General features: G+C 71.1%; 21 protein-coding genes. 15 read left to right on the top strand and 6 right to left on the bottom strand.

Translation table 11 applies throughout. The annotated features are described in order from the left end of the window. The 8 genes from PV341_RS03650 to PV341_RS03685 form a co-directional block, all read left to right on the top strand. The coding region (locus tag PV341_RS03650) for an LAETG motif-containing sortase-dependent surface protein (RefSeq protein ID WP_500356679.1) at positions 1-296 on the top strand (296 nt) is incomplete at its 5' end. A 162-nt stretch (positions 297-458) separates the two neighbouring features. Beyond that, positions 459-1,745: a M14 family zinc carboxypeptidase gene (locus tag PV341_RS03655; protein ID WP_500328038.1), complete on the top strand. Its 1,287-nt coding sequence runs from the start codon at positions 459-461 to the stop codon at positions 1,743-1,745. Positions 1,746-1,835: 90 nt separating this feature from the next. Next, a complete protein-coding gene (locus PV341_RS03660; protein ID WP_500328037.1) occupies positions 1,836-2,591 on the top strand; it encodes a GntR family transcriptional regulator in 756 nt (251 codons plus the stop codon). A 253-nt stretch (positions 2,592-2,844) separates the two neighbouring features. Next, entirely contained in the window at positions 2,845-3,282 is a 438-nt protein-coding gene (locus tag PV341_RS03665; protein WP_500328035.1) for an RpiB/LacA/LacB family sugar-phosphate isomerase, read from the top strand. Then, on the top strand, positions 3,279-3,446 hold the full coding sequence (locus tag PV341_RS03670; protein WP_326572633.1) for an SPOR domain-containing protein: 168 nt from the start codon (positions 3,279-3,281) through the stop codon (positions 3,444-3,446). Before PV341_RS03665 ends, PV341_RS03670 begins: the two co-directional genes overlap by 4 nt. A 50-nt stretch (positions 3,447-3,496) precedes the next feature. After that, complete coding sequence (locus PV341_RS03675) at positions 3,497-3,913, top strand: (deoxy)nucleoside triphosphate pyrophosphohydrolase (RefSeq protein ID WP_499513742.1); 417 nt, start codon at positions 3,497-3,499, stop codon at positions 3,911-3,913. 140 nt (positions 3,914-4,053) lie between these two features. Further along, positions 4,054-6,675 carry a SpoIIE family protein phosphatase gene (locus tag PV341_RS03680; RefSeq protein WP_500328034.1) on the top strand — a complete coding sequence of 874 codons (2,622 nt, stop codon included), beginning with the start codon at positions 4,054-4,056 and terminating at the stop codon, positions 6,673-6,675. 145 nt (positions 6,676-6,820) lie between these two features. Continuing rightward, positions 6,821-9,439 (top strand): SpoIIE family protein phosphatase, encoded by a 2,619-nt coding sequence (locus PV341_RS03685; protein ID WP_500328033.1) that lies wholly within the window; start codon positions 6,821-6,823, stop codon positions 9,437-9,439. 34 nt (positions 9,440-9,473) lie between these two features. On the opposite strand, the gene PV341_RS03690 is transcribed toward PV341_RS03685, so the two are convergent. Genes PV341_RS03690 through PV341_RS03705 form a run of 4 tightly spaced genes read right to left on the bottom strand, consistent with a single transcriptional unit; the run spans position 9,474 to position 13,299 of the window. Next, entirely contained in the window at positions 9,474-10,241 is a 768-nt protein-coding gene (locus PV341_RS03690) for a succinate dehydrogenase/fumarate reductase iron-sulfur subunit (RefSeq protein WP_500328032.1), read from the bottom strand. Beyond that, entirely contained in the window at positions 10,238-12,151 is a 1,914-nt protein-coding gene (locus PV341_RS03695) for a fumarate reductase/succinate dehydrogenase flavoprotein subunit (RefSeq protein WP_500328030.1), read from the bottom strand. Before PV341_RS03695 ends, PV341_RS03690 begins: the two co-directional genes overlap by 4 nt. Then, entirely contained in the window at positions 12,151-12,996 is an 846-nt protein-coding gene (sdhC, locus tag PV341_RS03700; RefSeq protein ID WP_500356681.1) for a succinate dehydrogenase subunit SdhC, read from the bottom strand. Before sdhC ends, PV341_RS03695 begins: the two co-directional genes overlap by 1 nt. A 9-nt stretch (positions 12,997-13,005) precedes the next feature. After that, the gene (locus PV341_RS03705; RefSeq protein ID WP_499513748.1) at positions 13,006-13,299 is read right to left on the bottom strand and encodes an Rv0250c family protein; all 294 of its coding nucleotides are present in this window, start codon (positions 13,297-13,299) and stop codon (positions 13,006-13,008) included. 352 nt (positions 13,300-13,651) lie between these two features. Between PV341_RS03705 and PV341_RS03710 the strand changes: the two genes are divergently transcribed. From PV341_RS03710 to PV341_RS03740, 7 genes are all read left to right on the top strand, one after another. Next, positions 13,652-15,412, top strand: a complete 1,761-nt coding sequence (locus tag PV341_RS03710; protein WP_500356683.1) for an ABC transporter family substrate-binding protein — start codon at positions 13,652-13,654, stop codon at positions 15,410-15,412. A gap of 250 nt (positions 15,413-15,662) precedes the next feature. Beyond that, positions 15,663-17,558 (top strand): translational GTPase TypA, encoded by a 1,896-nt coding sequence (gene typA, locus PV341_RS03715; protein WP_499513750.1) that lies wholly within the window; start codon positions 15,663-15,665, stop codon positions 17,556-17,558. Between the two features lie 705 nt (positions 17,559-18,263). Further along, complete coding sequence (locus PV341_RS03720) at positions 18,264-19,898, top strand: peptide ABC transporter substrate-binding protein (RefSeq protein WP_500356684.1); 1,635 nt, start codon at positions 18,264-18,266, stop codon at positions 19,896-19,898. Positions 19,899-20,052: 154 nt separating this feature from the next. After that, positions 20,053-20,985, top strand: a complete 933-nt coding sequence (locus tag PV341_RS03725; RefSeq protein ID WP_500328025.1) for an ABC transporter permease — start codon at positions 20,053-20,055, stop codon at positions 20,983-20,985. Then, positions 20,978-21,940, top strand: a complete 963-nt coding sequence (locus tag PV341_RS03730; protein ID WP_500328023.1) for an ABC transporter permease — start codon at positions 20,978-20,980, stop codon at positions 21,938-21,940. The genes PV341_RS03725 and PV341_RS03730 overlap by 8 nt, the downstream gene beginning before the upstream one ends. 11 nt (positions 21,941-21,951) lie before the next feature. Beyond that, a complete protein-coding gene (locus PV341_RS03735; RefSeq protein ID WP_500356686.1) occupies positions 21,952-23,007 on the top strand; it encodes an ABC transporter ATP-binding protein in 1,056 nt (351 codons plus the stop codon). Further along, entirely contained in the window at positions 23,000-24,112 is a 1,113-nt protein-coding gene (locus PV341_RS03740) for an ABC transporter ATP-binding protein (RefSeq protein ID WP_499513755.1), read from the top strand. Before PV341_RS03735 ends, PV341_RS03740 begins: the two co-directional genes overlap by 8 nt. Positions 24,113-24,175: 63 nt before the next feature. Here the strand turns inward: PV341_RS03740 and PV341_RS03745 are convergent, their stop codons facing one another. Further along, positions 24,176-25,144, bottom strand: coding sequence for a phosphotransferase enzyme family protein (locus tag PV341_RS03745; protein WP_500328020.1), 969 nt, complete (start codon positions 25,142-25,144; stop codon positions 24,176-24,178). 155 nt (positions 25,145-25,299) lie between these two features. Next, positions 25,300-26,997 carry an ABC transporter family substrate-binding protein gene (locus PV341_RS03750; RefSeq protein WP_500328019.1) on the bottom strand — a complete coding sequence of 566 codons (1,698 nt, stop codon included), beginning with the start codon at positions 26,995-26,997 and terminating at the stop codon, positions 25,300-25,302. Between the last annotated feature and the right edge of the window lies 1 nt (position 26,998).

Genomic DNA, 26,998 nt, shown 5'->3' on the forward strand with positions numbered 1-26,998 from the left:
AGATGTTAATAAGAGACAGCCGAGGGGGTCTCGGTCGCGGCGAGGAGACCACCCCCGCCGCGACCGAGACCCCCTCGGCCACCGCCCCGGCCTCGGAGTCGGCGTCGGCGTCCGCCTCGGCGTCCGAGTCCGTCGAGGCCGCGACCTCCGAGTCCCCCAACGGCGGCTCGGGTGACCTCGCCGAGACCGGCAGCAGCAACGTGGGCATGATCTCGGCCGCCGCGGCCGTGCTGCTGGCCGCCGGTGGCGGTGTGGTCCTCGCGACCCGTCGCCGTCAGGCCGCCGGCCGGCACTGACCGCGCACCGGCACCCGCCGGGCGGAGAAGGGGTACGGCTGCGTCAGCAGCCGTACCCCTTCGCCGTGTCGGGTCCGACAGCCGCCCGACGCGCTCTAGCCCCGGCTCCGTACGGATTGGAACAATCCGAACCTGACCGTAGGGACCGATGCGGGGGGCTGCATGACATCTCCGGGGGAGACCGCTGTCGGCGAGCGCTACCCGACCGTGGACGAGGTCGCCGCGGAGGCCAGGGCCCTGGCGCTCCGCCGGCCCGACGTCTGCCGGCTGCGGACGGTGGGCCTCTCCCGGGCCGGGGAGCCGCTGCTGCTGCTCTCGGTCGGGCACGGATCGCGCAACGTCCTGGTCGTGGCCGGCCCGCACGCCAACGAGATGGTCGGCGGTGCCACCGTGCTGCTGCTGGCCCGGCGGGTCACCGCCGACCCCGTGCTGCGGGACGGGGCCGACGCCGCCTGGCACTTCCTGCTCTGCGCGGACCCGGACGGCGCCCGGCTCAACGAGGCCGTCCCCGACGCCCGGTTCACCATGCTCGGCCACTACCGGCACTTCTTCCGCCCGCGCGCCGCCGAGCAGCCCGAGTGGCTGCCGGACGACGGCACGCTGGACGGCGCACTGCCCGAGACCCGCGCGCTGATCGGGGTCATCGACGAGCTGCGGCCGGTGCTGCAGTGCTCGCTGCACGGCATCGACGTGGGCGGCACCTTCATCCAGGTGACCCGGGAGATCCCACGGCTCGCGGAGCGGATCGCCAAGTCCGCCGCCGAGTTCGACATCCCCCTGGAGGCCGGTTCCTCCGACGCCTTCCACTGGCCGAGCCCCGGCCCGGGGGTGTACGTGCTGCCGCCGCCCGGCGGCCCGCGCGAGGACGCCTCCAACTCGACCTGGACGTACGCCCACCGGTACGGCGGGGTCACCGCGATCGTCGAGGTGCCCATGTGGGCGTGCGACCGCGCCGCCGACACCTCGCCGCACCCGGGTGCCGACGGCGCGCTGCGCACGGCGGGGGAGGCGCTGCGCCGCGCGAGCCTGCTGGTCGGCGGGCTCATCGGGGAGGTGGGCCCGCACCTGCCCGGGGACGGCGGGCCGTTGCTGCGCGCGGCGCGGGAGATCGTCGCGGTCGGCCCGGCGCTGGCCGCGGACTGGGACCCGGCCCTGCGCACCGCGGCCGCGCCGCCGCTGCCCGCGATGACCCGGGCGCGGGTCAGCAGCGTCGAGATCTACGCGCAGCGACTGCCGCTGCGCGCCGCCGCGATGCTGCTGCGGGTGGTCCGTACCGTGGACCACGGGCCGACCCCGCTGGTGGCCGTGCGTGAACTGCTGGAGGGGCTGGTGGCGGACTGGTGCGAGGCGTACGAGACCGCCCACCGGGCCCGCTGGATCCCGGTGCGCCAGCAGGCGGAGCAGCACGCACGGGTGGTGCTCGCGGCCTTCGATCTGCTGCCCGGGTGACGCGACACGGGTAAAGCCTTGCGGAAGGCTTGCGGGTGGCAACCCTGAGTTGTCAAGCTGTTGCACACAGTCAACCCGAGGGAGGGGCACGTGCCTTTCGGTGAGCAGCCCGCGTACCTGCGCGTCGCCGAGGATCTCCGCCGCAAGATCCTCGACGGCAGCCTCCCTCCGCACACCCGCCTGCCCTCGCAGGCCCGCATCAGGGCGGAGTACGGGGTGTCGGACACCGTCGCCCTGGAGGCCCGCAAGGTGCTGATGGCCGAGGGCTTCGTCGAGGGCCGGTCCGGCTCGGGCACGTACGTGCGCGAACGCCCCGACCCGCGGCTGGTCGTGCGCACCGGCTACCGGCCGGGCAGCGGCCAGGCGACGCCGTTCCGGCAGGAGCAGGCCGACGAGGGCTTCAAGGGCACCTGGGAGTCGAACAGCTTCCAGGAGGCGGCGAACGCGCGCGTCGCGGAGCGGCTCGGCATCAAGCCGGGCGACCGCGTGATGCGCACGCGGTACCTCTACCGGACGGAGGGCGAGCCGATGATGATGGCCACCTCCTGGGAGCCGCTGTCGGTGACCGGCCGCTCGCCCGTCCTGCTACCGGAGGAGGGCCCGTTGGCCGGTCAGGGCGTGGTGGATCGCATGGCCGCGCTCGACGTCGTGGTCGACAACGTGGCCGAGGACGTCGGCGCCCGGCCAGGACTCGCCGAGGAGACCGCGGTGCTGGGCGGGGTGCCCGGTCACGTGGTCATCGAGATCCACCGGACGTACTACGCCTCCGGGCTCCCCGTCGAGACCGCGGACATCGTCATCCCGGCCGACCGCTACCGGGTGTCGTACCGGATGCCGGTGAAGTGACGCCGCCCGGGCGCCGGGCGAGGCGGGCAGCGCCGCTTCCGCGCCGGTGTCCGCAAATCCGCTGGTGGGCCGCGTGGGCGCGGGGCGCCGGCGGTGCGCGGGGTGTGCAGGGCGGCTCCGGGGCGCGCGCCGATGCGCGCGAGGCGCGGACAAGAGCCCCTTCTGAGTCAACTCCCAATCGAACATGGCCCGATCGAGTCGAATACTGCCCGAACGTGTCCGGCGCGTCACGTTCGGGCGTAGGCTCCGGCATATGCGCATCGCCGTTTCCTCGGACATGGACGAGCCCGTTGCGCGGCTGGTCGTCGACGAACTGCGCCGCCGCGGCCACACCGTGATCGCCTACGGCGCCCTGCGCGCCGGCGACCGCAAGGACTGGGCGTGGAGCGCGGAGAGCGCCGCCCGGGACCTCGCGGAGGGCCGCGCGGACCAGGCCGTCGTGTGCTGCTGGACGGGCACGGGGGCCGCCATCGCCGCCAACAAGGTGTCCGGCGTCCGTGCCGCCCTGTGCGTCGACGCCTACTCCGCGGACGGCGCCCGCAAGTGGAACGACGCCAACGCCCTCGCCCTGAGCCTGCGTCTGACCAGCGAGCCCCTGCTCAAGGAGATCCTCGACGCCTGGTTCGCCGGCGTCCCGAGCGGCGAGGACGACGACCGGGCCAACGTGGCGCACCTGGAGGACATCCGATGAGCGAGCTGGTCTGGGTCGTCATACGTCAGGACGACAACGGCAACCGATACCGGGTCGGCCGCTACGCCACCCGGCAGGAGGCCGAACATGTCGCCGACACCCTGGACGCGCGCGGCCACAAGCAGCTGTACCTCATCGAGCGGATCGACCGCCGCGCGTCGTAGCCGTCCACCGACGGCCGCCGCGGACAGCCGCCACGGATAGGGTGCCGCCCATGACGACGCACGACGTGACGGTGGTGGTCGGCGCGGCCGTGCTCGACCGGGGCAGGCTGCTCGCGGCGCGGCGCAGTGCGCCGCCGGAGCTGGCGGGGCGGTGGGAACTGCCCGGCGGCAAGCTCGAACCCGGGGAGACGGCGCCGCAGGCGCTGACCCGTGAGCTGCGCGAGGAACTGGGCGTGGAGGCCGAGGCGCTGGAGCGGGTCCCCGGCGAATGGCCACTGGGTCGCGGCTACGTCCTGCAGGTGTGGACGGCCCGCATCCTGTCCGGGGAGCCCCGGCCGCTGGAGGACCACGACGAGCTGCGCTGGCTCACCCCCGACCGTCTCGACGAGGTCGACTGGCTCGACCAGGACCGTCCCGCGGCCGCCTGGGCGGCGGCCCGGGCCGTCCAGGGGCCGACCCCGGGCTGACCGACCCGGCTTCCCCGGGACCGCCCCACGGCGCGCCAGGACGGATATGCGGCGCGGAATATCGGGTATGGGGGGATTGATCCGCCGACGGTCGGCCGGCCCTGAGCCGGTGGCCCTGCAATGGTCTGGGGTCCCCACACGTGAGCGGGAGCGAGGACGGCACAGGCAAGGGCGAGGACCCGGGACCCCCCGAGTCCCCGGCCGGGCACGGACGTGCCCACGCCGGTCTCCAGCCCGGACCCGCGGGACCGGCGCCGGGCGGGCCCACCGCTTCGGGGAGGCTCCTGGACACACTGCGGCTGGCCGTGGTCATGCTCGACACCTCCGGCCGCGTCCTGCTCTGGAGCCCGCTCGCGGAGGAGATGCTCGGCTGGGCGGGCGAGCACATCGTGGGCCGCCGGGTCTCCGCCCTGATCGGCCCCGGCGAGGACGGCCGGCCGTGGAGGACACCGCCCGCCGCCCGCCGGACGGCCTCCGTGCCCCGCCCCGGTCCCGCCGAACGCATCCTCGCCGAGCTGCTGCGCACCGGCCGCTGGGAGGGCATCCTCTCCGTCCGGCACCGCGACGGCCACCAGGTGCAGGTCGAGGCGCGCGCCTCGCTCCTCGTGGACGGCGACGGCCGGCCCTTCGTCCTGGTGTCGATCGCCGAGACCAGCCGGATCCGCAGCATGGAGCACGACCTGGCGGCACTGGACTCGCTCTTCGGCTCCTCGCCCCTCGGCGTCGCGATCTTCGACACCGAGCTGCGCTACGTCCGTGTCAACGAGGCCCTGGCGCGGATGAACGGCGTCCCCGCCCAGGACACCCTCGGGCACCGCGTCGAGGAGATCGTGGCCGCCGAGGCCGCCGACGAGCTCGCCACCCTCCAGCGGCACGTGCTGGCCACCGGGCGCGCGGTCATCGACGTCGTGGTGCCGGGCCCGGCCGGGGGGTGGCGCTCGGTGTCGTACCACCGGCTGGAGGACCGGGCGGGCCGGGTGCTGGGCATCAGCTGCACCGTGATGGACGTGACGGAGCGCCAGCAGAGCGCCGAGAAGATCGAGCGGGCCCGGCGCCGGCTGGCGCTGCTCAACGACGTCGGCTCACGCCTGGCGGACCTGCTGGACGTACGGCGGATCGCCGAGGAACTGGCCAGGACCGTCGTGCCGCGGTTCAGCGACTACAGCGGGGTGATCCTGCACGCGGCCGTGCCGGACGGCGGGGAGCTGCCCGGCGCCCCGTACGGGGAGCGCACCGAGATGCGCCAGCTCGGCATCGGGGCGGCCAAGGAGGGCCCCCTGGTCGACCGGATGATCGGCATCGGCAAGGTCATCCAGGTCGACCGGGCGTCCGTCTTCGGCTCCGTGCTGCACAGTGCGCGGCCCGCCCTGGTGCGCAGCGCGGACGAACTGCGCGACACCGTCGCCACCTTCCCGGGCGACCCCAAGGTGCAGGCCGCCCTGGACCTCGGCATCCACTCGCTGATGGTCGCCCCGCTGCGGGCCCGCGGCATCGTCCTCGGGCTGCTGGTCGTCAGCCGCGCCGGCGGGCGCGAACCCTTCGACGCCGACGACGTCGCCCTCGCCATGGAACTGTGCGACCGCTCCGCCGCCGCCCTGGACAACGCCCGCCTCTACATCCGCGAACGCGAGGGCGCCCTGATGCTGCAGCGCAGCCTGCTGCCGCAGAGCGTGCCCGAGCCGCCCGGCGTCGACCTCGCCTTCCGCTACGTCCCCGGCAGCACCGGGGCGGCGGCGGGCGGGGACTGGTTCGACGTCATCCCGCTCGCCGGCGGCCGGGTCGCCCTCGTGGTCGGGGACGTCATCGGCCACGGGCTGCGCGCCGCCGCCACGATGGGCCGGCTGCGCACCGCCGTACGGACCCTTGCCGCCCTGGAGATGGCGCCGGAGGAACTGCTGCGCCGCGTCGACGACCTCGGCGACGACCTGGCCGCGGGCACCGCCGAGGGCTGGACCGCGACCTGCGTCTACGCCGTCTACGACCCCTCCACCCGGCGGCTCGTCGTGGCCCGCGCCGGGCACCCGCCGCCGGTCCTGGTGGAGCCCGGCGCCCACGGGGGCGGCCGGGCCCGGCTGCTGGACTCCCCGGCCGGGGTGCCGCTGGGCGTCGGCGGCGTGGACTTCGAGTCGGTCGAGCTCGACGTGCCCGACTCCTCCGTCCTCGTGCTCTACACCGACGGCCTGGTCGAGGCGCGCGGCGAGGACATCGGGATCGGCATGGACCGGCTCCGGTCGGTGCTCGCCCGCCGTCCGCTGCGCTCCCTGGAGGAGGCCTGCGACGACCTGCTGGCCACCCTCGCCCACGGCCGTGAACCCGACGACGTGGCCCTGCTCATGGCCCGCCTCGGCGGCCTCCCGGAGGGCAGCACCGCCCACTGGACGTTCGCGGCCGAGCCGAGCGCCGTCCGCCGTGCCCGGCGCCAGGTACGGGAGACCCTCCGGGACTGGGGGCTGCGCGACCTCACCGACGTCACCGTGCTGCTCGTCAGCGAACTCGTCACCAACTCCCTGCGGTACGCCCGCGGACCCATCGGCGTGCGCATGGTGCGCGGCACCTCGCTGCTGGTCGAGGTCTCCGATCCGCTGCCCGACCCGCCCCGCCGGCGCGCCGCGGGCGAGGAGGACGAGGGCGGCCGCGGGCTGCAACTGGTCGCCCGCACCTCCCGTCGCTGGGGCACGCGGCACGGGCCGCTGGGGAAGACGGTCTGGTTCGAGCTCGCCCTCCCCGCCCCGGTGACCGCCCCGGGCGGCCCGCGCGGATGACCGGTCACGCACGGTTCGGCGGGCCGGAGCAGGGTAGTTGAAGTGGGGCGTCGGCGGAATTCGTACGCCTCGAGATGATGCTGTGATCGACAAGTGCATGTGCGGAACGGGGGTAATGCTGAATACTCGGCACCAGCCGGTCCGTATGTGTGAGCTGGAGGGGTCGGGCGTGAACGATGAGCCGTCGGGGGTTGTTGGGCCCCGGAACCCTGAGGCCGTGACACAGAGCGCCTGGCAGTCCAGTCCGCCCGGCTCCCTCTACGACTACATCCGGGTGGCCTCGTTCTCCCTCGGCCCCGACGGGCGGATCGAGCAGTGGAGCGAGCGCGCCGAGGAGTTCTTCGGCGTACCCGCCTCCGAGGCGCTGGGCCAGGACCCGATCACCGCCTTCGTCCCCGAGGACCGGCGTACCCGGGCGCACGAGCGCATCGCGGAGATCCTCGACGGGCGCGAGTGGATCGGCACCGTGCCGTACCGCGACAAAGCCGGCCAGGAGGGCCTGGCCGAGGTCTACGTCATGCCCTCGCGGAGCGAGACCGGCGGGCGCGGGGCGCTCTGCATCGCCGTGGACGTCCGCGTCCTGCGTCAGATCGAGACCGATCTCGCCTCCTCGCAGGCGGTGTTCGGCCAGTCGCCGATGGGCTTCATCCTCTTCGACACCAACCTCAAGCTGCTCCGCGTCAACCAGCGCTTCGCCACCGTCTTCGGCCGCAGCCCCGGCGACCACCGGGGCCGCACCCCGCACGACTTCCTCTCCCGCGTCGAGGCGGACCGGCTCACCGCCGCGCTCAAGCAGGTGCTCGACAGCGGCGACCCGGTGCTCGACATGACGATCGTCGGCACCGTCTCCTCGGGGTCCGGCGCCAACAACCGCAGGCGCTGGGCGATCTCGCTGTACCGGCTGCACAGCGGCAGCGGCCGCCCCATCGGCGTCGCCGGCCTCGCCCAGGACGTCACGGGACGCCAGCGCGCCGAGCGGGAGGCCGCGCACACCCGGCGCAACCTGGCCCTGCTCAACGAGGCCAGCCGGCGCATCGGCAGCTCCCTGGACCTGGAGACCACCGCCCGCGAACTGCTCGACGTCGCCGTGCCGCACTTCTGCGACCTGGCCTCCGTCGACCTCTACCAGGCGCTCCTGGTCGGCGAGGAGGGCCCGGTCGGCACCGCGGACGGCAGCGGCGAGGTCCGCCGGGTCGCCTTCGCAAGCGCCGTCTCCGACGCGCCCGTCGCCCCCCTGGACGGCGGCCACACGGGCGGCCCGGTCTCCGTGGGCGCCGTCCACCGCTACCCCTTCAACTCCCCCTGGGCGGGCGCCCTGCGCACCGCCCAGACCCAGGTCATAGGCGCCGACGGCGGCGATCCGGAGGTGGAGCTCGGCGAACTCGGCGGGGGCCTGGTGCAGTCCACCCTCGCCGTGCCCGTCGTCGCCCGCGACACCGTCCTGGGCCTGGTCCAGTTCGCCCGCGCCAAGGGCAGCGAACCGTTCTCCGAGCGCGACCGGATGCTCGCCGAGGAACTCGCCGCCCGCGCCGCCGTCTTCATCGACAACGCCCGGCTCTACCGGCGCGAGCACGAACGCGCCCTCATCCTGCAGCGCAGCCTCCTCCCGCCCGGCAACCCCGAGGCCGCCGGACTCGACATCGCCTGCCGCTACCTGCCGGGCAACATGGAGACCGAGGTCGGCGGCGACTGGTTCGACGTCATCGAGCTCCCCGGCCACCGCACCGCGCTCGTCGTGGGCGACGTCATGGGCCGCGGACTGCGCGCCGCCGTCGCCATGGGCGAGCTGCGCACCGCCGTACGCACCCTGGCGCTCCTGGACATCGAGCCCGCCGACGTGCTCTCCGCCCTCGACGAGGTCGCCCGCGGCCTCGGGGGCAGCGGCGACGGCCGCAGCAACCGGCGCGGCAAGGAGGCCGACGGCTCGGACCTGTCCGAGGTCTACCTCGCCACCTGCGTCTACGCCGTCTACGACGCCATCACCCGGCGGGTCACCATCGCCAACGCCGGCCACCTGCCGCCGGTCCTGGTCGAACCCGGCGAGCAGGCCATGATGCTGGAGGTGCCCACCGGCATGCCGCTGGGCGTCGGCGGCGAGCCCTTCGAGGAGGTCGAGGTCGACCTGCCGGACGGCGCCCTCCTGGCCCTGTACACCGACGGTCTCGTCGAGTCCCGCAACCACCCGCTCGACGAGGGCCTGCGCGCCTTCCGTGCCGCGCTCGACGAACCCCAGCGCCCGCTGGAGGACGTCTGCGACCACATACTCGCCCGGCTCGACACCGCCCACGGCGAGGACGACATCGCCCTGCTCATGGCGCGCGTCCACGGCCTGCCCGAGGACTCCGTGGGGGACTGGACGCTGGAGCCCAACCCCCGTTCGGTGGCCCGCGCCCGCGAGCTCGCCCGCGACTGCCTGGTCGCCTGGGGCCTGGCCGCGCTGGTCGACACCACCGAACTGCTCGTCAGCGAACTGGTCACCAACGCCCTGCGGCACGGCCAGGGCGACATCCGGCTGCGCCTGCTGCGCGACCGCACCCTGGTGTGCGAGGTCTGGGACGACGCGCTCGCCCAGCCGCGCCGCCGACGCGCCCGGGCCACCGACGAGGGCGGCCGCGGACTGCAGCTGGTCTCCCTGCTCAGCACCCGCTGGGGTTCCCGGCGCACCCACCGGGGCAAGACCGTCTGGTTCGAGCTGGACCTGCCCTCGGACGGCGAGGGCAGCACCGGCGAGGACACGATAGAGGCGCTGCTCAGCCTCTTCTGAGCAGCGCCTCCACCGCGGGGGAGCACCGCAGGGGTCAGCTCCTGCGCCGGATCCTGTTGCCGAGCCAGACCAGCGGGTCGTACTTGCGGTCCACCGCGCGCTCCTTGAGGGGGATGAGCGCGTTGTCGGTGATCTTGATGTGCTCGGGGCAGACCTCGGTGCAGCACTTGGTGATGTTGCAGTAGCCGAGCCCGTGCTCGTCCTGGGCGGACCGTTTGCGGTCCAGGCCCTGCTCCTCCGCCGCGTCCAGCGGGTGCATGTCCAGCTCCGCCACCCGCATCAGGAAGCGCGGACCGGCGAACGCCTTCTTGTTCTCCTCGTGGTCACGGACCACGTGGCAGGTGTCCTGGCACAGGAAGCACTCGATGCACTTGCGGAACTCCTGCGAGCGCTCCACGTCCTCCTGGAGCATCCGGTACTCGCCCGGCGCCACGCCCTCGGGCGGGACGAAGGACGGCACCTCCCGCGCCTTCTCGTAGTTGAAGGACACGTCCGTCACCAGGTCCCGCACCACGGGGAAGGTCCGCATCGGCGTGACCGTGATGGTCTCGTCCCGGCCGAACACCGACATGCGGGTCATGCACATCAGCCGCGGCCTGCCGTTGACCTCCGCACTGCACGAGCCGCACTTTCCGGCCTTGCAGTTCCACCGCACCGCCAGGTCGCCCGCCTGGGTCGCCTGCAGCCGGTGGATGATGTCGAGGACCACCTCGCCGTCGTGGACCTCGACCTGGTAGTCCTGCAGCCCGCCGCCGTCCGCGTCGCCACGCCAGACCCTGAAGTGCGCCGTGTACGTGCTCACCGGTCCAGCTCCTCGTCCGTCAGGTACTTCAGCAACTCGTCCTTCTCGAAGAGCGCGAGCAGGTCGGGCCGGATCGGGTCCATCTCGCGCCGCGTGACCGACACCTCGCCGAACGCGTCCGCCGGCTCGGCCAGTTCGCAGACCAGGTTGAGCTTGCGCCAGCGGCGGTCCATCTCCGGGTGGTCGTCGCGGGTGTGGCCGCCCCGGGACTCCGTGCGCTCCAGCGCCGCCCGGGCCACGCACTCGCTGACCAGCAGCATGTTCCGCAGGTCGATGGCGAGGTGCCAGCCCGGGTTGAACTGCCGGTGCCCCTCGACGCCGGCACGCCGGGCCCGTACCCGCAGCGCGTCCAGCCGGGTCAGCGCCTCCTCCATCTCGCCCTGCCGGCGGATGATGCCGACCAGGTCGTTCATGGTCTGCTGCAGTTCCTGGTGGAGCGTGTACGGGTTCTCCGGGACTTCGTCCGGCACGGCCCCGGCCTCCGCGCTGAACGGCCGCAGCGCCTCCGCCGCGGCGGCGTCGACCTGCCACTCCGCGACGGCCGGACGCGTGCCGCCGGTCCCGGCCGCGTACTGCGCCGCGTGCAGGCCCGCCCGGCGCCCGAAGACCAGCAGGTCCGAGAGCGAGTTGCCGCCCAGCCGGTTGGAGCCGTGCATGCCGCCGGCCACCTCGCCGGCCGCGAACAGCCCGGGCACCCCGGTCGCCGCAGCCGAGTCCGGGTCGACGTCCACGCCGCCCATCACGTAGTGGCAGGTGGGGCCGACCTCCATGGCCTCGGCGGTGATGTCGACGTCCGCCAGCTCCTTGAACTGGTGGTGCATCGAGGGCAGTTTGCGCCGGATGACCTCGGCCGGCAGCCGGGTCGACACGTCCAGGAAGACCCCGCCGTGCGGGGAACCACGGCCGGCCTTGACCTCGGAGTTGATGGCGCGGGCCACCTCGTCGCGGGGGAGCAGTTCCGGGGGCCGGCGGTTGTTGTCCGGGTCCTCGTACCAGCGGTCGCCCTCGTCCTCGCTCTGGGCGTACTTCTCCTTGAAGACGTCCGGGACGTAGTCGAACATGAACCGCTTGCCCTCGGAGTTCCGCAGCACCCCGCCGTCGCCGCGCACCGACTCGGTGACGAGGATGCCCTTCACCGACGGCGGCCAGACCATCCCCGTCGGGTGGAACTGCACGAACTCCATGTTGATCAGCGGTGCCCCGGCCAGCAGCGCCAGTGCGTGCCCGTCGCCGGTGTACTCCCAGGAGTTCGACGTCACCTTGAAGGACTTGCCGATGCCGCCGGTCGCCAGCACCACGGCCGGCGCCTCGACGACGAAGAAGCGCCCCGACTCGCGGACGTAGCCGAAGATCCCGGAGACGCGGTCGCCGTCCTTGAGCACCCGGGTGACCGTGCACTCCTGGAAGACCTTCAGCCGGGCCTCGTAGTCCCCGTGCTCCCGGTAGTCCTCCTGCTGCAGCGAGACGATCTTCTGCTGGAGGGTGCGGATCAGCTCCAGGCCCGTACGGTCGCCGACGTGCGCCAGGCGCGGGTACTCGTGACCGCCGAAGTTGCGCTGGGAGATCTTCCCGTCCTTCGTGCGGTCGAAGAGCGCCCCCCAGGTCTCCAGCTCCCACACCCGGTCCGGCGCCTCGCGGGCGTGCAGTTCCGCCATCCGCCACTGGTTGAGGAACTTCCCGCCGCGCATGGTGTCGCGAAAGTGGACCTGCCAGTTGTCGTGCGGATTGACGTTGGCCATGCTCGCGGCGATGCCGCCCTCGGCCATCACCGTGTGCGCCTTGCCGAAGAGCGACTTGCAGATCACGGCGGTGCGCATGCCCTGCTCGCGCGCTTCGATGGCGGCGCGCAGCCCCGCCCCGCCCGCGCCGACCACGACGACGTCGTACGCGTGCCGTTCGACTTGTGCCATCAGAAGAACCTCGGATCGTCGAACGCCCCACTGGCGACCAGGTAGACATAGAGATCGGCGAGCGCCACGCTCACCAGCGACAGCCAGGCCAGCAGCATGTGGCGGGAGTTGAGCTTCCCCACCCAGGTCCACATGCGGTAGCGCACCGGATGCCGGGAGAAGTGCCGCAGCCGGCCGCCGACGATGTGCCGGCAGGAGTGGCACGAGAAGGTGTACGCCCAGATCAGGGCGATGTTCACCAGCAGCACCAGGGTGCCGAGGCCCATGTGGCCCCACGCCCCGTGCTCGTCCCGGAAGGCGAGCACGACGTCGTAGGTCAGGATCCCGGCGACCGGGATGGCGAAGTAGAAGAAGTACCGGTGGATGTTCTGCAGGATCAGCGGGAACCGCGTCTCACCGGTGTACTTCTCGTGCGGCTCGGCCACCGCGCAGGCGGGTGGCGAGGCCCAGAAGCCGCGGTAGTACGCCTTGCGGTAGTAGTAGCAGGTCAGCCGGAAGCCCAGCGGGAAGATCAGCACCAGCAGGGCGGGGGACAGCCCCCACCAGTCGCCGAACAGCGGCCAGCGTGCGCCGAGCGGCATGTCCACGCAGTTCGAGCCCAGGCAGGGCGAGTAGAACGGCGAGACGTACGGCTCGGCGTAGTAGTGCGCGTTCGCGAAGGCCCGCCACGTCGAGTAGACGACGAAGGCGCCCAGGCCGAGCGCGGTGAGCAGCGGCTGCAGCCACCAGCGGTCGGTGCGCAGGTGTCGTGCCGGAATGGCCGCGCGCCCGGCGGAAAGGACGCCGTGGCGCGCGGGTGGAGCGGGTGGTGTCGGTGGAGCGGGCGGTTGTGTGTCGGTGGCCAAGGACTACTCCTAGGGCGCTCGGCGGTCCGGCGCCCCCAGCCCTTCGTCTTCCGCGCCGGACCAGAGACTGGGGTCGTACGGCGTATCCGGGATCGTCACCATCTCCTGCCGCGCCTTCTGCCCGGCCGGGGTGGTGCCGACGCTGTCGCGCAGCAGCGCGAGGTCGTCGCTGAGGTGCTTGGTGTCGGCACGGACACGCCTCATGTCCAGGCTGTCGCCGACGTGCTGCTCCAGCTTGGACACGGCCCGGCCCAGTTCATCCAGCCGGCGTTGTACCGATGCAAGTTCGTCCTGCAGGGACATGGCTGTCCTCACCTCCGCCACGTTGCGGGTGCACGACGCTAACGCCAAGCGAGTGTCGCGCGTCACAGTCGCGCTTGGGAAGAGATCTGCAGGGATCGTCCCACCTACGGGTGGCGCGCGCCCGGTGCGAACGCGCCGTGGCGCGTGATTCCCCCGAAGGCCGCGCACCCGTGCGGGGGTGGTGTCCGGCGCACGGGGCCGGGGCCCGCGCAGGCGTTGCGCCGGGCGGGTGGGAGGCGGGGGCACGCGACGTGTCGACGGCGTCCGCGGTCGCGGAATGGCTTTCAGTAGGTGCGATAAGCGGCAAATAGGCCGTCCTGTGATCATGGCCCCCTCGCGGAGGTACGCACGCATGGCCCGCAGCGCCACCTTGATCCGCTCCGCGACCGCCGTGGCACTCGCCGCCGTGGTCGCCGCCTCCGCCGGGTGCTCCGCCGGCAAGGACGACCCCCTCGCAGGGACCGACCTCGCCTCGGCGCCCCGGGACGGGGTGCGCGACGGAGGCACCCTGCGCTGGGCCGTGGACGCGGCGCCCGGCACCCTGAACGCGTTCCAGTCCGGGGCGAACGACGCCACCGCCCTGGTCGCCGCGGCCGTGCTGCCCGCCGCCTTCCGGCTGGACGGGAAGGGCCGCCCGTACCTGGACACCGACCTGCTGCGGTCGGCCACGGTGGTGCGGAGCGAGCCGCAGCAGGTCGTGTCGTACCGGCTCAACCCCAAGGCGGTCTGGAGCGACGGCCGCCCGATCGGCGCCGCCGACTTCGCCGCCCAGTGGAAGGCGCTGCGCGGCACCGAGGACGCCTACTGGACCGCGCGCAACGCCGGGTACGACCGGATCTCCTCGGTCAAGGCCGGCAAGGACGCGCACGAGGTGAAGGTCACCTTCGAGAAGCGGTACGCGGACTGGCAGTCGCTGTTCACCCCGCTGTACCCCAAGGCCGTCACCGGCACCGCCAAGGCCTTCAACGAGGGGGCGCGCCGCGAGCTGCCGGTGGCCGGCGGGCCCTTCGCCGTCCGCAGCGCGAGCGGGAAGTCCGTCACGCTGGTCCGCAACACCAAGTGGTGGGGCGACCGCGCCAAGCTGTCCCAGCTGGTCCTCGCCGCCACGCCCGCCCACCAGCGGGCCGCCGACCTGGCCTCCGGCGCGCTGGACGTGGCCGAGGTCGACCGTGACGTGACCGGCAAGCACGTGGCCGTCTACCGGACGCGCGCCGCCTCCTACACGCAGCTCGCCCTCAACGGTTCCACCGGGCCGCTCGCCGACGAGCAGGTGCGGCACGCCGTGGCCCGCGCGGTGGACCGCCGGGCCATCGCCAAGGCGGTGCTGGCGCCCCTCGGCCTGCCCGACGAACCGCTCGGCAACCACCTGCTGCTGCTCACCCAGGCCGGGTACGCCGACCACAGCTCGGCCCTGGGCACGTCCGACACGAAGGCCGCCCGCGCCCTGCTCGCCGACGCGGGCTGGCAGCGCACCGCCCTGGACCCCGGGGCCGGGGCGGGCGGCGGCGGTGCCGGGGCGGCGGAACGCAACCAGGCGGCGCCCGCGCACAAGGTCGAGGTCAGCGTCGTCGAACCGGACAAGACGGTGCTGCGCAAGAACGGCAAGGCGCTGACGCTGCGCTTCGTCCTGCCCAAGTCCTCGGCGACCCTGAACACGGTCGGCGAGCGCATCGCCACGATGCTCTCCGGCATCGGCGTGCGCACCGAGCTGCAGCGGGTCTCCGACGACAGCTTCTTCCGCGACCACATCGCGGCCGGCGACTTCGACCTCGCCCTGTACGGCTGGCCCGGCACGGCCTTCCCGGCGACCGACACCCGCCCGATCTTCGCCAAGCCCGAGCCCGCGCCGGACGGCTCCCTGGTGGTCGAGCAGAACTACCCCCGGGTCGGCACCGACCTCATCGACCAGCTCTTCGACCAGGCCGCCGGCGAGCTCGACCCGGCCGAGGCCCGGGACTTCGCCGCCCGCGCCGACGCCCGGATCTGGGCGGCCGCGGGTTCCATCCCCCTCTACCAGCGCCCCGAGCTGGTCGCCCTGCGCAAGGACGTCCTCAACGCGGGTGCCTTCGGTTTCGCGACGCCGCGCTTCCAGGACATCGGCTTCAGGAAGTAGGGCCGCACACGTGACGTCCGTCACGGTGGCCGGGCCCGCGCTTCCACCGTGCGAGGTGCCGTCCTCCCCCCGCCCTGCGGATCGGGGAGGCGGCCCGGCCCCGACCGACCCGGGACGATCATGCCCGGGCGGCCCTTGCCGCCCGGGCCCCGTACCATGGGGTGAGGCCGTGGCTTGACTCGCCCGGCGGGCTAGGTGTGCCGACGAGGGCACGCCGCCCCACCTACCTACCCGGGAGAAGCGCCCCAGTATGCCCACGCGTAACGACATTCGTAATGTCGCCATCGTCGCCCACGTCGACCACGGCAAGACGACGCTGGTGGACGCCATGCTCAAGCAGGCCGGAGCCTTCGCCGCGCACCAGCATCTGGACGACCGGATGATGGACTCCAACGACCTGGAGCGCGAGAAGGGCATCACCATTCTCGCGAAGAACACGGCCGTGAAGTACCACCCCAAGGGTGGCGGCGAACCCATCACGATCAACATCATCGACACCCCCGGCCACGCCGACTTCGGCGGCGAGGTCGAGCGCGGCCTGTCGATGGTCGACGCGGTCGTGCTGCTGGTGGACGCCTCCGAGGGCCCGCTGCCGCAGACCCGCTTCGTGCTGCGCAAGGCGCTGGCCGCGAAGCTGCCGGTCATCCTCTGCATCAACAAGACCGACCGCCCGGACTCCCGGATCGACGAGGTCGTCAACGAGACGTACGACCTGTTCCTGGACTTGGACGCGGACGAGGACCAGATCGAGTTCCCGATCGTCTACGCCTGCGCGCGGGACGGCGTGGCCTCGCTGACCAAGCCGGAGAACGGCACCGTCCCGGCCGACAGCGACAGCCTGGAGCCGTTCTTCTCCACGCTGCTGGAGCACGTCCCGGCCCCGGTGTACGACGAGGCCGCCCCGCTGCAGGCGCACGTCACCAACCTGGACGCCGACAACTTCCTGGGCCGTATCGCGCTGCTCCGCGTCGAGCAGGGCGAGCTCAAGAAGGGCCAGACGGTCGCGTGGATCAAGCGTGACGGCTCGATCGCGAACGTCCGCATCACCGAGCTGATGATGACCGAGGCGCTCACCCGCAAGCCCGCCGAGAAGGCCGGCCCGGGCGACATCTGCGCCGTCGCCGGCATCGCCGACATCACCATCGGCGAGACGCTGGCGGACCCGGAGAACCCGATCGCGCTGCCGCTGATCACGGTGGACGAGCCGGCGATCTCCATGACCATCGGTGCGAACACCTCGCCGCTGGTCGGCCGTGGCCCCGGCGGCAAGGGCGCCGACAAGTCGGCGGTCAAGGACCGCAAGGTCACCGCCCGCCTGGTCAAGGACCGCCTGGAGCGCGAGCTGATCGGTAACGTCAGCCTCCGCGTGCTGCCGACCGAGCGCCCCGACACCTGGGAGGTGCAGGGCCGTGGTGAGCTGGCCCTGGCCATCCTCGTCGAGACCATGCGCCGGGAGGGCTTCGAGCTGACCGTCGGCAAGCCGCAGGTGGTCACCCGCGAGGTCGACGGCAAGGTCCACGAGCCGGTCGAGCGCATCACCATCGACGTGCCCGAGGAGCACATGGGCGCCGTGACGCAGCTCATGGGCACCCGCAAGGGCCGGATGGACAACATGTCCAACCACGGCTCCGGCTGGGTCCGCATGGAGTTCGTCGTGCCCTCCCGCGGTCTGATCGGCTTCCGCACCGAGTTCCTGACCGGCACCCGCGGCACGGGTATCGCCCACTCCATCCACGAGGGCCACGAGCCCTGGTTCGGCCCCCTGGTGACCCGTAACAACGGCTCCCTGGTCGCCGACCGTGCCGGTGCCGTCACCGCCTTCGCGATGACGAACCTCCAGGAGCGCGGTGTGCTCTTCACCGACCCGGGCACCGAGGTGTACGAGGGCATGATCGTCGGCGAGAACTCCCGCGCCGACGACATGGACGTCAACATCACCAAGGAGAAGAAGCTCACGAACATGCGGTCCTCGTCGGCCGACTCGTTCGAGGCGATCGTCCCGCCGCGCAAGCTCTCCCTGGAGCAGTCGCTGGAGTTCTGCCGCGACGACGAGTGCGTCGAGGTGACCCCGGAGACGGTCCGCATCCGCAAGGTCGTCCTGGACCAGAAGGAGCGCGGCCGCACCGCCTCCCGCGCCAAGCGCTGAGGACCCTGCGGTCCGCGCCGGCGGCGCGGACCGCACCCTCGGCGGTTGCGCGGACACCGGCCCGGCCGTCCCCGTCCCACGGGGGCGCCGGGCCGCTTCGCGGCCGCTCCCGGACGAGTGCGGCGCGGATGCGACATCACGGGACATCCACGTCGATCACGGCGTGCGTGGAGCGCCGTTCTCCGTGAGGGCGGTCACATCGAGGGCCCTTTCCGGGCCGGTTGTGACCGAACTCACCGGGGCTCCGCCCGTTGCGCGCGGTTCGGTTCCCGGCGCGGCGATGTGTCGCGGTTGCGCCAGTGGCGTGGGCGCGACAGCTCGTTCCCTGTCGGCCCGTCAGGCACGTACATTCGCGTGGAATCTACGCGCTTTGAGGGCAACCGGATTTCAGTCCTGCGACGTCCGGATACCGGACGACGTTCACCGGTACTTGTGTTACAAGTCCGTTTCGTCGGTGTCTGTCTACAATCTAAATGTCCGAATTGCGGGATTGTTTTGGACCGGTTGTGACCAAAACGAGATCGTAAGTGTGTGGTTCGTAGGCCCAACGTGACCGATAGTTGGAGCCGTTGAGCTCGGGTCAATGGGTCCAAGCGCTTATGGGGAGCGCCGACTCACGAGCACAGGTGACCGGTATCACTGTCAGGGGTGTCAGTGAGGCCGGCCCTTTCACGTAAGAACAGTGACTCCTGAGGAGGCAAACCCATGCGCGGTGCCAAGAGCGCCACTTGGGTCGCAGGTGCGATCATCGTCGCTATGGCTGCTACCGCTTGCGGTGGCGGCGGTGGTGACAAGGGCAGCAGCAACGACGCTGGCGGCGTCAACCCCAACGGCAAGTTCTCCGTCGAGGTCGGCGAGCCGCAGAACCCCCTGCAGCCTGCCAACACCATGGAGTCCAACGGCAGCATCGTCGTCCGCTCGCTGTTCGCGCAGCTCGTGGACTACGACCCCAAGGGCAACATCGTCATGGTGAACGCCAAGTCGGTGGACACCAAGGACAACAAGACCTTCACGGTCACCCTGAAGGACGGCTGGACCTTCCACGACGGCACCCCGGTGACCGCCGAGTCCTACGTCAAGGCGTGGAACTGGGCCGCCAACATCAACAACGCCCAGACCAACGCGTCGTGGTTCGCCGACATCAAGGGCTTCGCGGACGTCCACCCCGAGAAGGAGGGTGCGAAGCCGAAGGCCGACGCCATGTCCGGCCTGAAGGTCGTCGACGACAAGACCTTCACCATCGAGCTCACCACCCCGATCCCGTACTTCGTGTACAAGCTCGGTTACGAGGTGTTCTCGCCGCTGCCGGAGTCCTTCTACAAGGACCCGAAGGCCGCGGGCGAGAACCCGGTCGGCAACGGCCCGTACCAGTTCGTCAAGTGGGACCACAAGAAGCAGATCGAGGTCAAGCGCTTCGACGGCTACAAGGGCCCGGACAAGGCGAAGAACGGCGGTGTGATCTTCAAGAACTACACCGGCCTCGAGGCTGCGTACGAGGACCTGAAGTCCGGCAACGTCGACGTCCTGCGTCAGATCGGCCCGAAGGACCTCCCGGTCTACCGCGACGACCTCGGCGACCGCGCCGTGGACCAGGCGTACTCCGCCATCCAGTCCATCGTCCCGGCCTTCTACTCCAAGCAGTGGAAGAACGTCGACCCCAAGGTCATCCAGGGTCTGTCGATGGCGATCGACCGCGACACCATCACCAAGACCGTGCTCCAGGGCACCCGTGAGCCCGCCACCGGCTTCGTCGCCAAGGGCGTGCTGGGCTACCAGGACAACGTGGGCGGCGACGTCTTCAAGTACGACCCCGCGAAGGCCAAGGAGCTCATCCAGGCCGGCGGCGGCGTCCCCGGCAACAAGATCTCCATCCAGTACAACGCCGACGGCGGCCACAAGGAGTGGGTGGAGGCCGTCTGCAACAGCATCACCAACGCGACGGGCATCAAGTGCGCCGGCGACTCCAAGGCCGACTTCCAGAGCGACCTGGACGCCCGTGAGGCCCACGAGGTCAAGTCGATCTACCGCAGTGGCTGGGTGCTCGACTACCCCGTGAACGCCAACTTCATCCGTGACCTCTACGGCACCACCTCGGCGGGCAACCAGTCCGGCTTCTCCAACAAGGAGCTGGACGCGCTGATCAAGAAGGCCGACACCGCGGCCACGCTCGACGAGTCGGTCAAGGAGTACCAGGAAGCCGAGAAGAAGATGGTCGAGCTCATGCCCGCCATCCCGCTCTGGTACTACAAGGTCAACGCCGGCTACTCGGAGAACGTCACCAACGTCCAGTACGCCCAGAACGGTGACCCGATCCTCACCGGCGTCGAGGTCAAGAAGTAACCATCGCGTAGTGAGCACGCTGGCGCGGGGCTGACGGAGACGTCGGACGCGCGGGGTGCAGGCAACGGCTGGGGGGCCCTTCTCCCGTCTTCCCGAAGAGGAGGACGGGGGAAGGGCCCATCTCTGCTGCCACAGCGACTGACATGGAGGCACGATGGGGCGTTACGTCGCGCGGCGACTGCTCCAGATGATCCCGGTTTTCATCGGGACGACTCTGCTTATCTTTCTCATGGTCTACGCCCTCCCCGGCGACCCCGTACGGGCGCTCTTCGGCGACAAGGGCGCGGACCCGGCGACCGTGGCGCGGATCCGTCACGACCTCGGTCTCGACCAGCCGATCCTGAAGCAGTACTGGGATTACATGACGGGCATCATCCTGCACTTCGACTTCGGCAACCAGATCGCCAGCGGTCGGCCGGTGCGGGACGTGCTCGGCGAGGCCTTCCCGGTGACGATCCGGCTCGCCTCGCTCGCCTTCGCGATCGAACTGGTCGTGGGCATCGCCCTCGGTGTCTGGGCCGGCATGCGGGCGGGCAAGCTCGCCGACTCGCTGGTGCTGATCTTCACCCTGCTGCTGATCTCGGTCCCGGTCTTCGTCCTCGGCTTCATCTTCAAGCTGGTCTTCGCCTTCCAGCTCGGGTGGATGACACCGAACGTCCAGGACGACAGCAACTACAACCAGCTGCTGATGCCCGCCATCGTGCTGGCCGCGCTCTCGCTGGCGTACGTGGCGCGCCTCACCCGTACCTCCATAGCCGAGAACCTGCGCGCCGACTACATGCGGACCGCCATCGCCAAGGGCCTGCCCCGGCGCCGCGTGATCGGTGTGCACCTGATGCGCAACTCGATGATCCCCGTCGTCACCTTCCTCGGCACCGACATCGGCGCCCTGATGGGCGGCGCGGTCGTCACCGAGGGCCTGTTCAACATCCACGGTGTCGGCGGCACGATCTACGAGTCCATCCTGCGCCGTGAGGGGACCACGCTGGTTGGCCTCGTCACCGTCCTCGTGCTGGTGTTCCTCTTCACCAGCCTGCTCGTCGACCTGCTCTACGCGGTCCTGGACCCGAGGATCCGTTATGCCTGACGTCACCAAGACCGCCGTCGAGAACGCGGACCCGATGGGGGCCACGGCCGCGGACGCCGCTGCCGCCACCGGGCCCGCGCCCGCGGCGGAGAAGGCGCGCAGCCTGTGGGGCGACGCCTGGCGGGACCTGCGCCGCAACCCCTACTTCGTGGTCTCCGGCATCCTGATCCTGCTCCTCCTGCTGATCGCGGTCTTCCCGGGCCTGTTCACCAGTGCCTCGCCGACCTACGCCGACCTGCGGAACCACTACCTGGGCAAGCCCGAGTACGGCAAGGTCTTCTCCGCGGAGTGGCTCGGCTACGACGGGCAGGGCCGCAGCGTCTACGCCCGTGTGATCTACGGGACCCGCGCCTCGATCACGGTCGGCGTCAGCGTGACCCTCCTGGTCACCGTGCTGGGCGGCCTGATCGGCATGATCGCCGGCTACTTCGGCGGCTGGGTCGACACGATCCTGTCCCGGCTCACCGACGTCTTCTTCGCGGTGCCCTTCCTGCTCGGCACGCTGGTCGTCCTGAACTCCTTCACCGACCGCACCGTCTGGGTGGTCTCCGGCGCCCTGGCCTTCCTCGGCTGGACGCAGATCGCCCGCGTCATGCGCGGCTCGGTGATCACGATCAAGCAGGCCGACTACGTGCACGCGGCCCAGGCGCTGGGCGCGAGCACCACCCGGATCCTGTTCAAGCACATCCTTCCGAACGCCGTCGCCCCGGTGATCGTCGTCGCCACCATCGCGCTCGGCGGTTACATCTCGGCCGAGGCGACCCTGTCCTACCTCGGCCTCGGTCTGCCCACGTCCGTGGTCTCCTGGGGTCAGGACATCTCCGGCGGTGCCCAGCAGATCCGTACGGCGCAGCACATCATGCTGTACCCGTCGATCATGCTGAGCATCACGGTCCTGGCGTTCATCATGCTCGGCGATGCGGTCCGCAACGCCCTCGACCCCAAGCTGCGCTGAGGGAGGCGTACGTGACCACCATCGACAAGAACGCGGACGTGCCCGCGCCCCGTACCGGGGACGCCGCCGCTCCGCTGCTGGAAGTGCGCGACCTGCACGTGGAGTTCCACACCCGTGACGGCGTCGCCAAGGCCGTCAACGGTGTGAACTACACGGTGTCGGCCGGTGAGACCCTGGCAGTGCTGGGCGAGTCCGGCTCCGGCAAGTCCGTCACCGCGCAGGCGATCATGGGCATCCTCGACATGCCGCCCGGGAGGATCCCGCAGGGCGAGATCCTCTTCCAGGGCCGGGACATGCTCAAGATGTCGGGCGAGGAGCGCCGGAAGATCCGCGGCCGCAAGATCGCGATGATCTTCCAGGACGCGCTGTCCTCGCTGAACCCGGTGCTGACCGTCGGCTACCAGCTGGGCGAGATGTTCCGGGTCCATCAGGGCCTGTCCAAGAAGGAAGCCAAGGCCAAGGCCATCGAGATGATGGACCGGGTCCGCATCCCGGCGGCGAAGGAGCGGGTCAACGACTACCCGCACCAGTTCTCCGGCGGTATGCGCCAGCGCATCATGATCGCGATGGCGCTCGCCCTGGAGCCCGAGCTGATCATCGCCGACGAGCCCACCACGGCGCTCGACGTGACGGTGCAGGCGCAGGTCATGGACCTGCTCGCGGACCTGCAGCGCGAGTACAACATGGGCCTGATCCTCATCACCCACGACCTCGGCGTGGTCGCCGACGTCGCGGACAAGATCGCCGTGATGTACGCGGGCCGGATCGTCGAGACCGCGCCGGTCCACGAGATCTACAAGCGCCCGGCGCACCCGTATACCAAGGGCCTGCTGGAGTCGATCCCGCGCCTGGACCAGAAGGGCCAGGAGCTCTACGCGATCAAGGGCCTGCCCCCGAACCTGCTGCGCATCCCCACCGGCTGCGCCTTCAACCCGCGCTGCGAGATGGCGCAGGACATCTGCCGCACCGAGGTCCCCACGCTGCACCGGGTGACCGAGCAGGACGGCAGCGAGCTGCCGGGCCGCGGCAGCGCGTGCCACTTCTGGAAGGAGACGATCCATGGCTGACGTCACCAAGAACGACGAGGCCGTCTCCGACGAGGTGGCGGCGGTCGAGGCCGCGATCGCGCAGCCGGTCAAGCGGGGCGAGCCGATCCTCCAGGTGCGCAACCTGGTCAAGCACTTCCCGCTGACCCAGGGCATCCTCTTCAAGAAGCAGATCGGCGCCGTCAAGGCCGTCGACGGCATCTCCTTCGACCTGTACCAGGGCGAGACCCTGGGCATCGTGGGCGAGTCCGGCTGCGGCAAGTCCACCGTCGCCAAGCTGCTGATGAACCTGGAGCGGGCCACCGCCGGCGAGGTCTTCTACAAGGGGCAGGACATCACCAAGCTGTCCCGCCGCGCCCTGAAGGCCGTGCGCCGGAACATCCAGATGGTGTTCCAGGACCCGTACACCTCGCTGAACCCGCGCATGACGGTCGGCGACATCATCGGCGAGACCTTCGACATCCACCCCGAGGTGGCACCGAAGGGCGACCGGCGCCGCAAGGTGCAGGAGCTGCTGGACGTCGTCGGCCTGAACCCGGAGTACATCAACCGGTACCCGCACCAGTTCTCCGGCGGCCAGCGGCAGCGCATCGGCATCGCCCGCGGCCTGGCGCTCAACCCGGAGATCATCATCTGCGACGAGCCGGTCTCGGCGCTGGACGTCTCCGTGCAGGCGCAGGTCATCAACCTGATGGAGAAGCTGCAGGACGAGTTCAACCTCTCCTACATCTTCATCGCGCACGACCTGTCGATCGTCCGCCACATCTCCGACCGTGTCGGCGTGATGTACCTGGGCAAGATGGCCGAGATCGGTACCGACACCGAGATCTACGACCACCCGACCCACCCGTACACCCAGGCCCTGCTCTCGGCCGTGCCGGTGCCGGACCCGGAGGCGCGCGAGCACCGCGAGCGCATCATCCTCAGCGGTGACGTCCCGTCGCCGGCCAACCCGCCGTCCGGCTGCCGCTTCCGCACCCGGTGCTGGAAGGCACAGGACCGGTGTGCCACCGAGGAGCCGCTGCTGGCCATCCCGCAGCGCTTCAAGGGCGAGGACACCCCGGCCGCGCACGAGTCGGCGTGCCACTTCGCCGAGGAGAAGGACGTCGTCCACGCGGTGAACTGAGCACCGCCCGCACCACCCACGAGGGGCGCCCGCACGATTGCCGTGCGGGTGCCCCTCGGGCGTTCACGGCCGTACGGGGCGGCCGTCCGGCCCGGCGAGCGCGAGAGCGGTGAGGAAGGCCCCCTGGTGTGGGTCGGCCCAGTCGTCGTTCTCCGTGGCGTCCAGGAGCGTCCAGATGCCCCACTCGACCTGCATGTAGCGCACGGCCACCGGCCACAGGGCCACCTCGGCCGCGGTCAGCGTGCAGTGGCGGCGGTAGGCGTCGTGGAAGACGGCCCATTCGCCGGGCGTGAACGGCCGCGGCGGGGCGCCCGGGGACTCGGTGTGGAAGAGCAGCAGCGCCAGCGCGAGGTCGAGCAGCCGGGGCGCGTACTCGGCGTTCTCCGGGTCGATCAGGACCGGGCCGCCCTCGGCGTAGACCAGGTTGTTCGCCTTGAAGTCCATCGACGCGACGACACGGGGCAGGCCCGCGTCGCGCAGGGCGGGCAGCAGATGCGTCATCAAGGTCCGCGACCACAGCTCCAGCCGGGCCGTCGCGGCCTCGCGGACCGCCGGGGCGTGGCGGGCCAGGGCGGGGCGCAGCGCGTCGAGCTCGGCTTCGAGGTCCGCCGCTTCGTGGTCCGGCCAGATGAAGGCGGGGACCGCGGCGGGGCCGTCGGCGCTGTGGGCGTGCAGCCGTCCCAGCAGGTCGCCCGCCGCCTCGATGTCCGCCCCCGTACCGCGGTAGGGCCGGCCCTCCACCCAGGGGTAGGCCACCCAGTCCCCCTCGCCGATCCTGGCCGGGTTCGCGGCCGCCCCGTCGAGCGGGGTGACCACCGGGACGCCCCGCGCCGCCAGCGCGCGCGTCCAGCCGGCGACGGCCGCCGCCGCGGTCTGCGGCGATGCGGCCTTCTTCAGCGCCGCTTCCGTACCGGCCACACGGCAGCGGAAGACCGGCGAGTGCGGGTGGACCGAGCGGGCGGGACGGTCGCCCTCGGCCACCCCGAAATGGGCGAAGACGTCGGCGAAGGGCCGGGAGCGCGCGAGGGGCATGGCGGGGATCCTGTCCTGCCGGGAGACCCGGCCGCGGCGTGCGGGGCGGTCAACGGTCCCATGGCGGCGCCCACTTCGGCCACGCATATAGAGCGGTCCGCCCCGCCACCGAGGTGCGGTGACGGGGCGGACGCGGTGCCGGGAGCCGGCGCGGCTTACTTCAGGTAGCCGATGTTCTCGTAGCGCAGGTCCTGGAAGCCGTAGGCGCCGATGTTGGCCAGGTCCTTCTTCACCGCGTAGATGTCGGGACGCTGGTACAGCGGCAGCAGGTTGGCCTGCTGCCAGATCAGCAGGTCCGCGGCGTTGGCGTCGTCGATCGCCTGGGCCGGGTCGGTGTCGGCGGCGGCCTTGTTCATGGCCGCGTCCAGCTCGTCGCTGCCGACGCCGGTGTAGTTCTGCTGGATGTTGTCACCCACGGGCTTGGCGTAGATCGACTTGGTCGACGACACCGGGAAGGACGTCCCGAGCCAGGAGAAGGCCGTCAGGTCGAAGCTGCCGGTGTTGACGTACTTGTCGAAGAACTCCTGCAGCGGCACCGACTTGATGTTCAGCTTGATGCCGACCGCCTTGAGCATCGGCTGCATCAGCTTGCCCTCGTTGGCGGAGGTGCTGACGTTCGCCGGGATGACGAAGTCCAGCTCAAGGGTCTTGCCGCCCTTGGTGCGGAACTCGCCGCTCTGCTTCCAGCCGGCCTCGTCCAGCAGGCTCTTGGCCTTGGCCTGGTCGAAGGTGCCGATGCCGGTGGAGTTGTCCTTGTAGCCCTTCTGGTTGGTGACGAAGAAGTGGTTGTTCAGCGGCTTGGCGTCCCAGTCCAGACCCTGCAGGTCGGACTCGGCGATGGCCTGCCGGTTCAGGGCGGACATGATGGCCTGGCGGACCTTGACGTCCTTCAGCGCGCCGCGGGCACCGTTGAAGGTGACGTGGCGGTAGTTGGGACCGGCCGCCTTGCGGATGTCGGCGCCCTTGACCTCCTTGGCCTGCTTGTAGGCGGCCGAGTCGGGGCCGACGTTGAAGAAGTCGACCTCGCCGTTGGCGAAGGCGCCGGCGGTGGCGTCCGAGTCCAGCGCGCGGTAGATGATCTTGTCCAGGATGGCCTTGTTGCCCCACCAGCTGTCGTCGCGCACGACGGTCAGGGTCTTGGTGGTCTTGTCGATGCCCTGGAACTTGAAGGCGCCCGCGGTGACCGGGAACTTGCCCAGGTAGCCGGTGTTGAAGCCGTCGGCGGTGCCGACGACCTTGGCCGGGTAGAGCGGGCTGAACAGGCCCTTCCAGTCACCGTAGGGGCTGGAGAAGGTGACCACGGCCTCCTGGTCGTTGGCGCCCTTCGCCACGCTGCTGATCAGCTCGTAGCCGGTGCTGGAGGAGATCTTGTACTTGGCGTCCTTGCCGTTCAGCGCCTTCCAGCTGGCCTCGAAGTCCTTCCAGGACAGCGGGGTGCCGTCGGACCACTTGGCCTTGGGGTTGATCTTGTACGTGACGACCTGCTTGCCGGCGGTGTCGGCGACCTCGGCGGAGGTCAGGTAGTCCGGGTTCGGGGTGACCGTGCCGGCGGCGTCCGACATCATGATGATCGGCATCACGGCGCGCTCGACGTCGTAGCCGTCGGCCAGGGTGCCGTCGATCTGGTTGTAGTTGAAGTTCTCGGCGATCTCGCCCAGCGGCCAGTTCAGGGTGCCACCCTGCTTGAGCTGGTCGCGGTCGGTGGCCTTGATGTTGTTGGCGCTCGACTTGGGCACCGAGTTCTTCTTGGACGCGGCGTCGCTCTTCCCGTCCCCGCCGCCGCACGCGGTCAGGGTCAGCGCGCTCGCCGTGGCCAGCGCCACCACGGCGACGGACATACGTGTTCTGTTCAAC

This window comes from Streptomyces sp. PA03-1a, from assembly GCF_033792805.1.
Classification (GTDB): Bacteria; Actinomycetota; Actinomycetes; order Streptomycetales; family Streptomycetaceae; genus Actinacidiphila.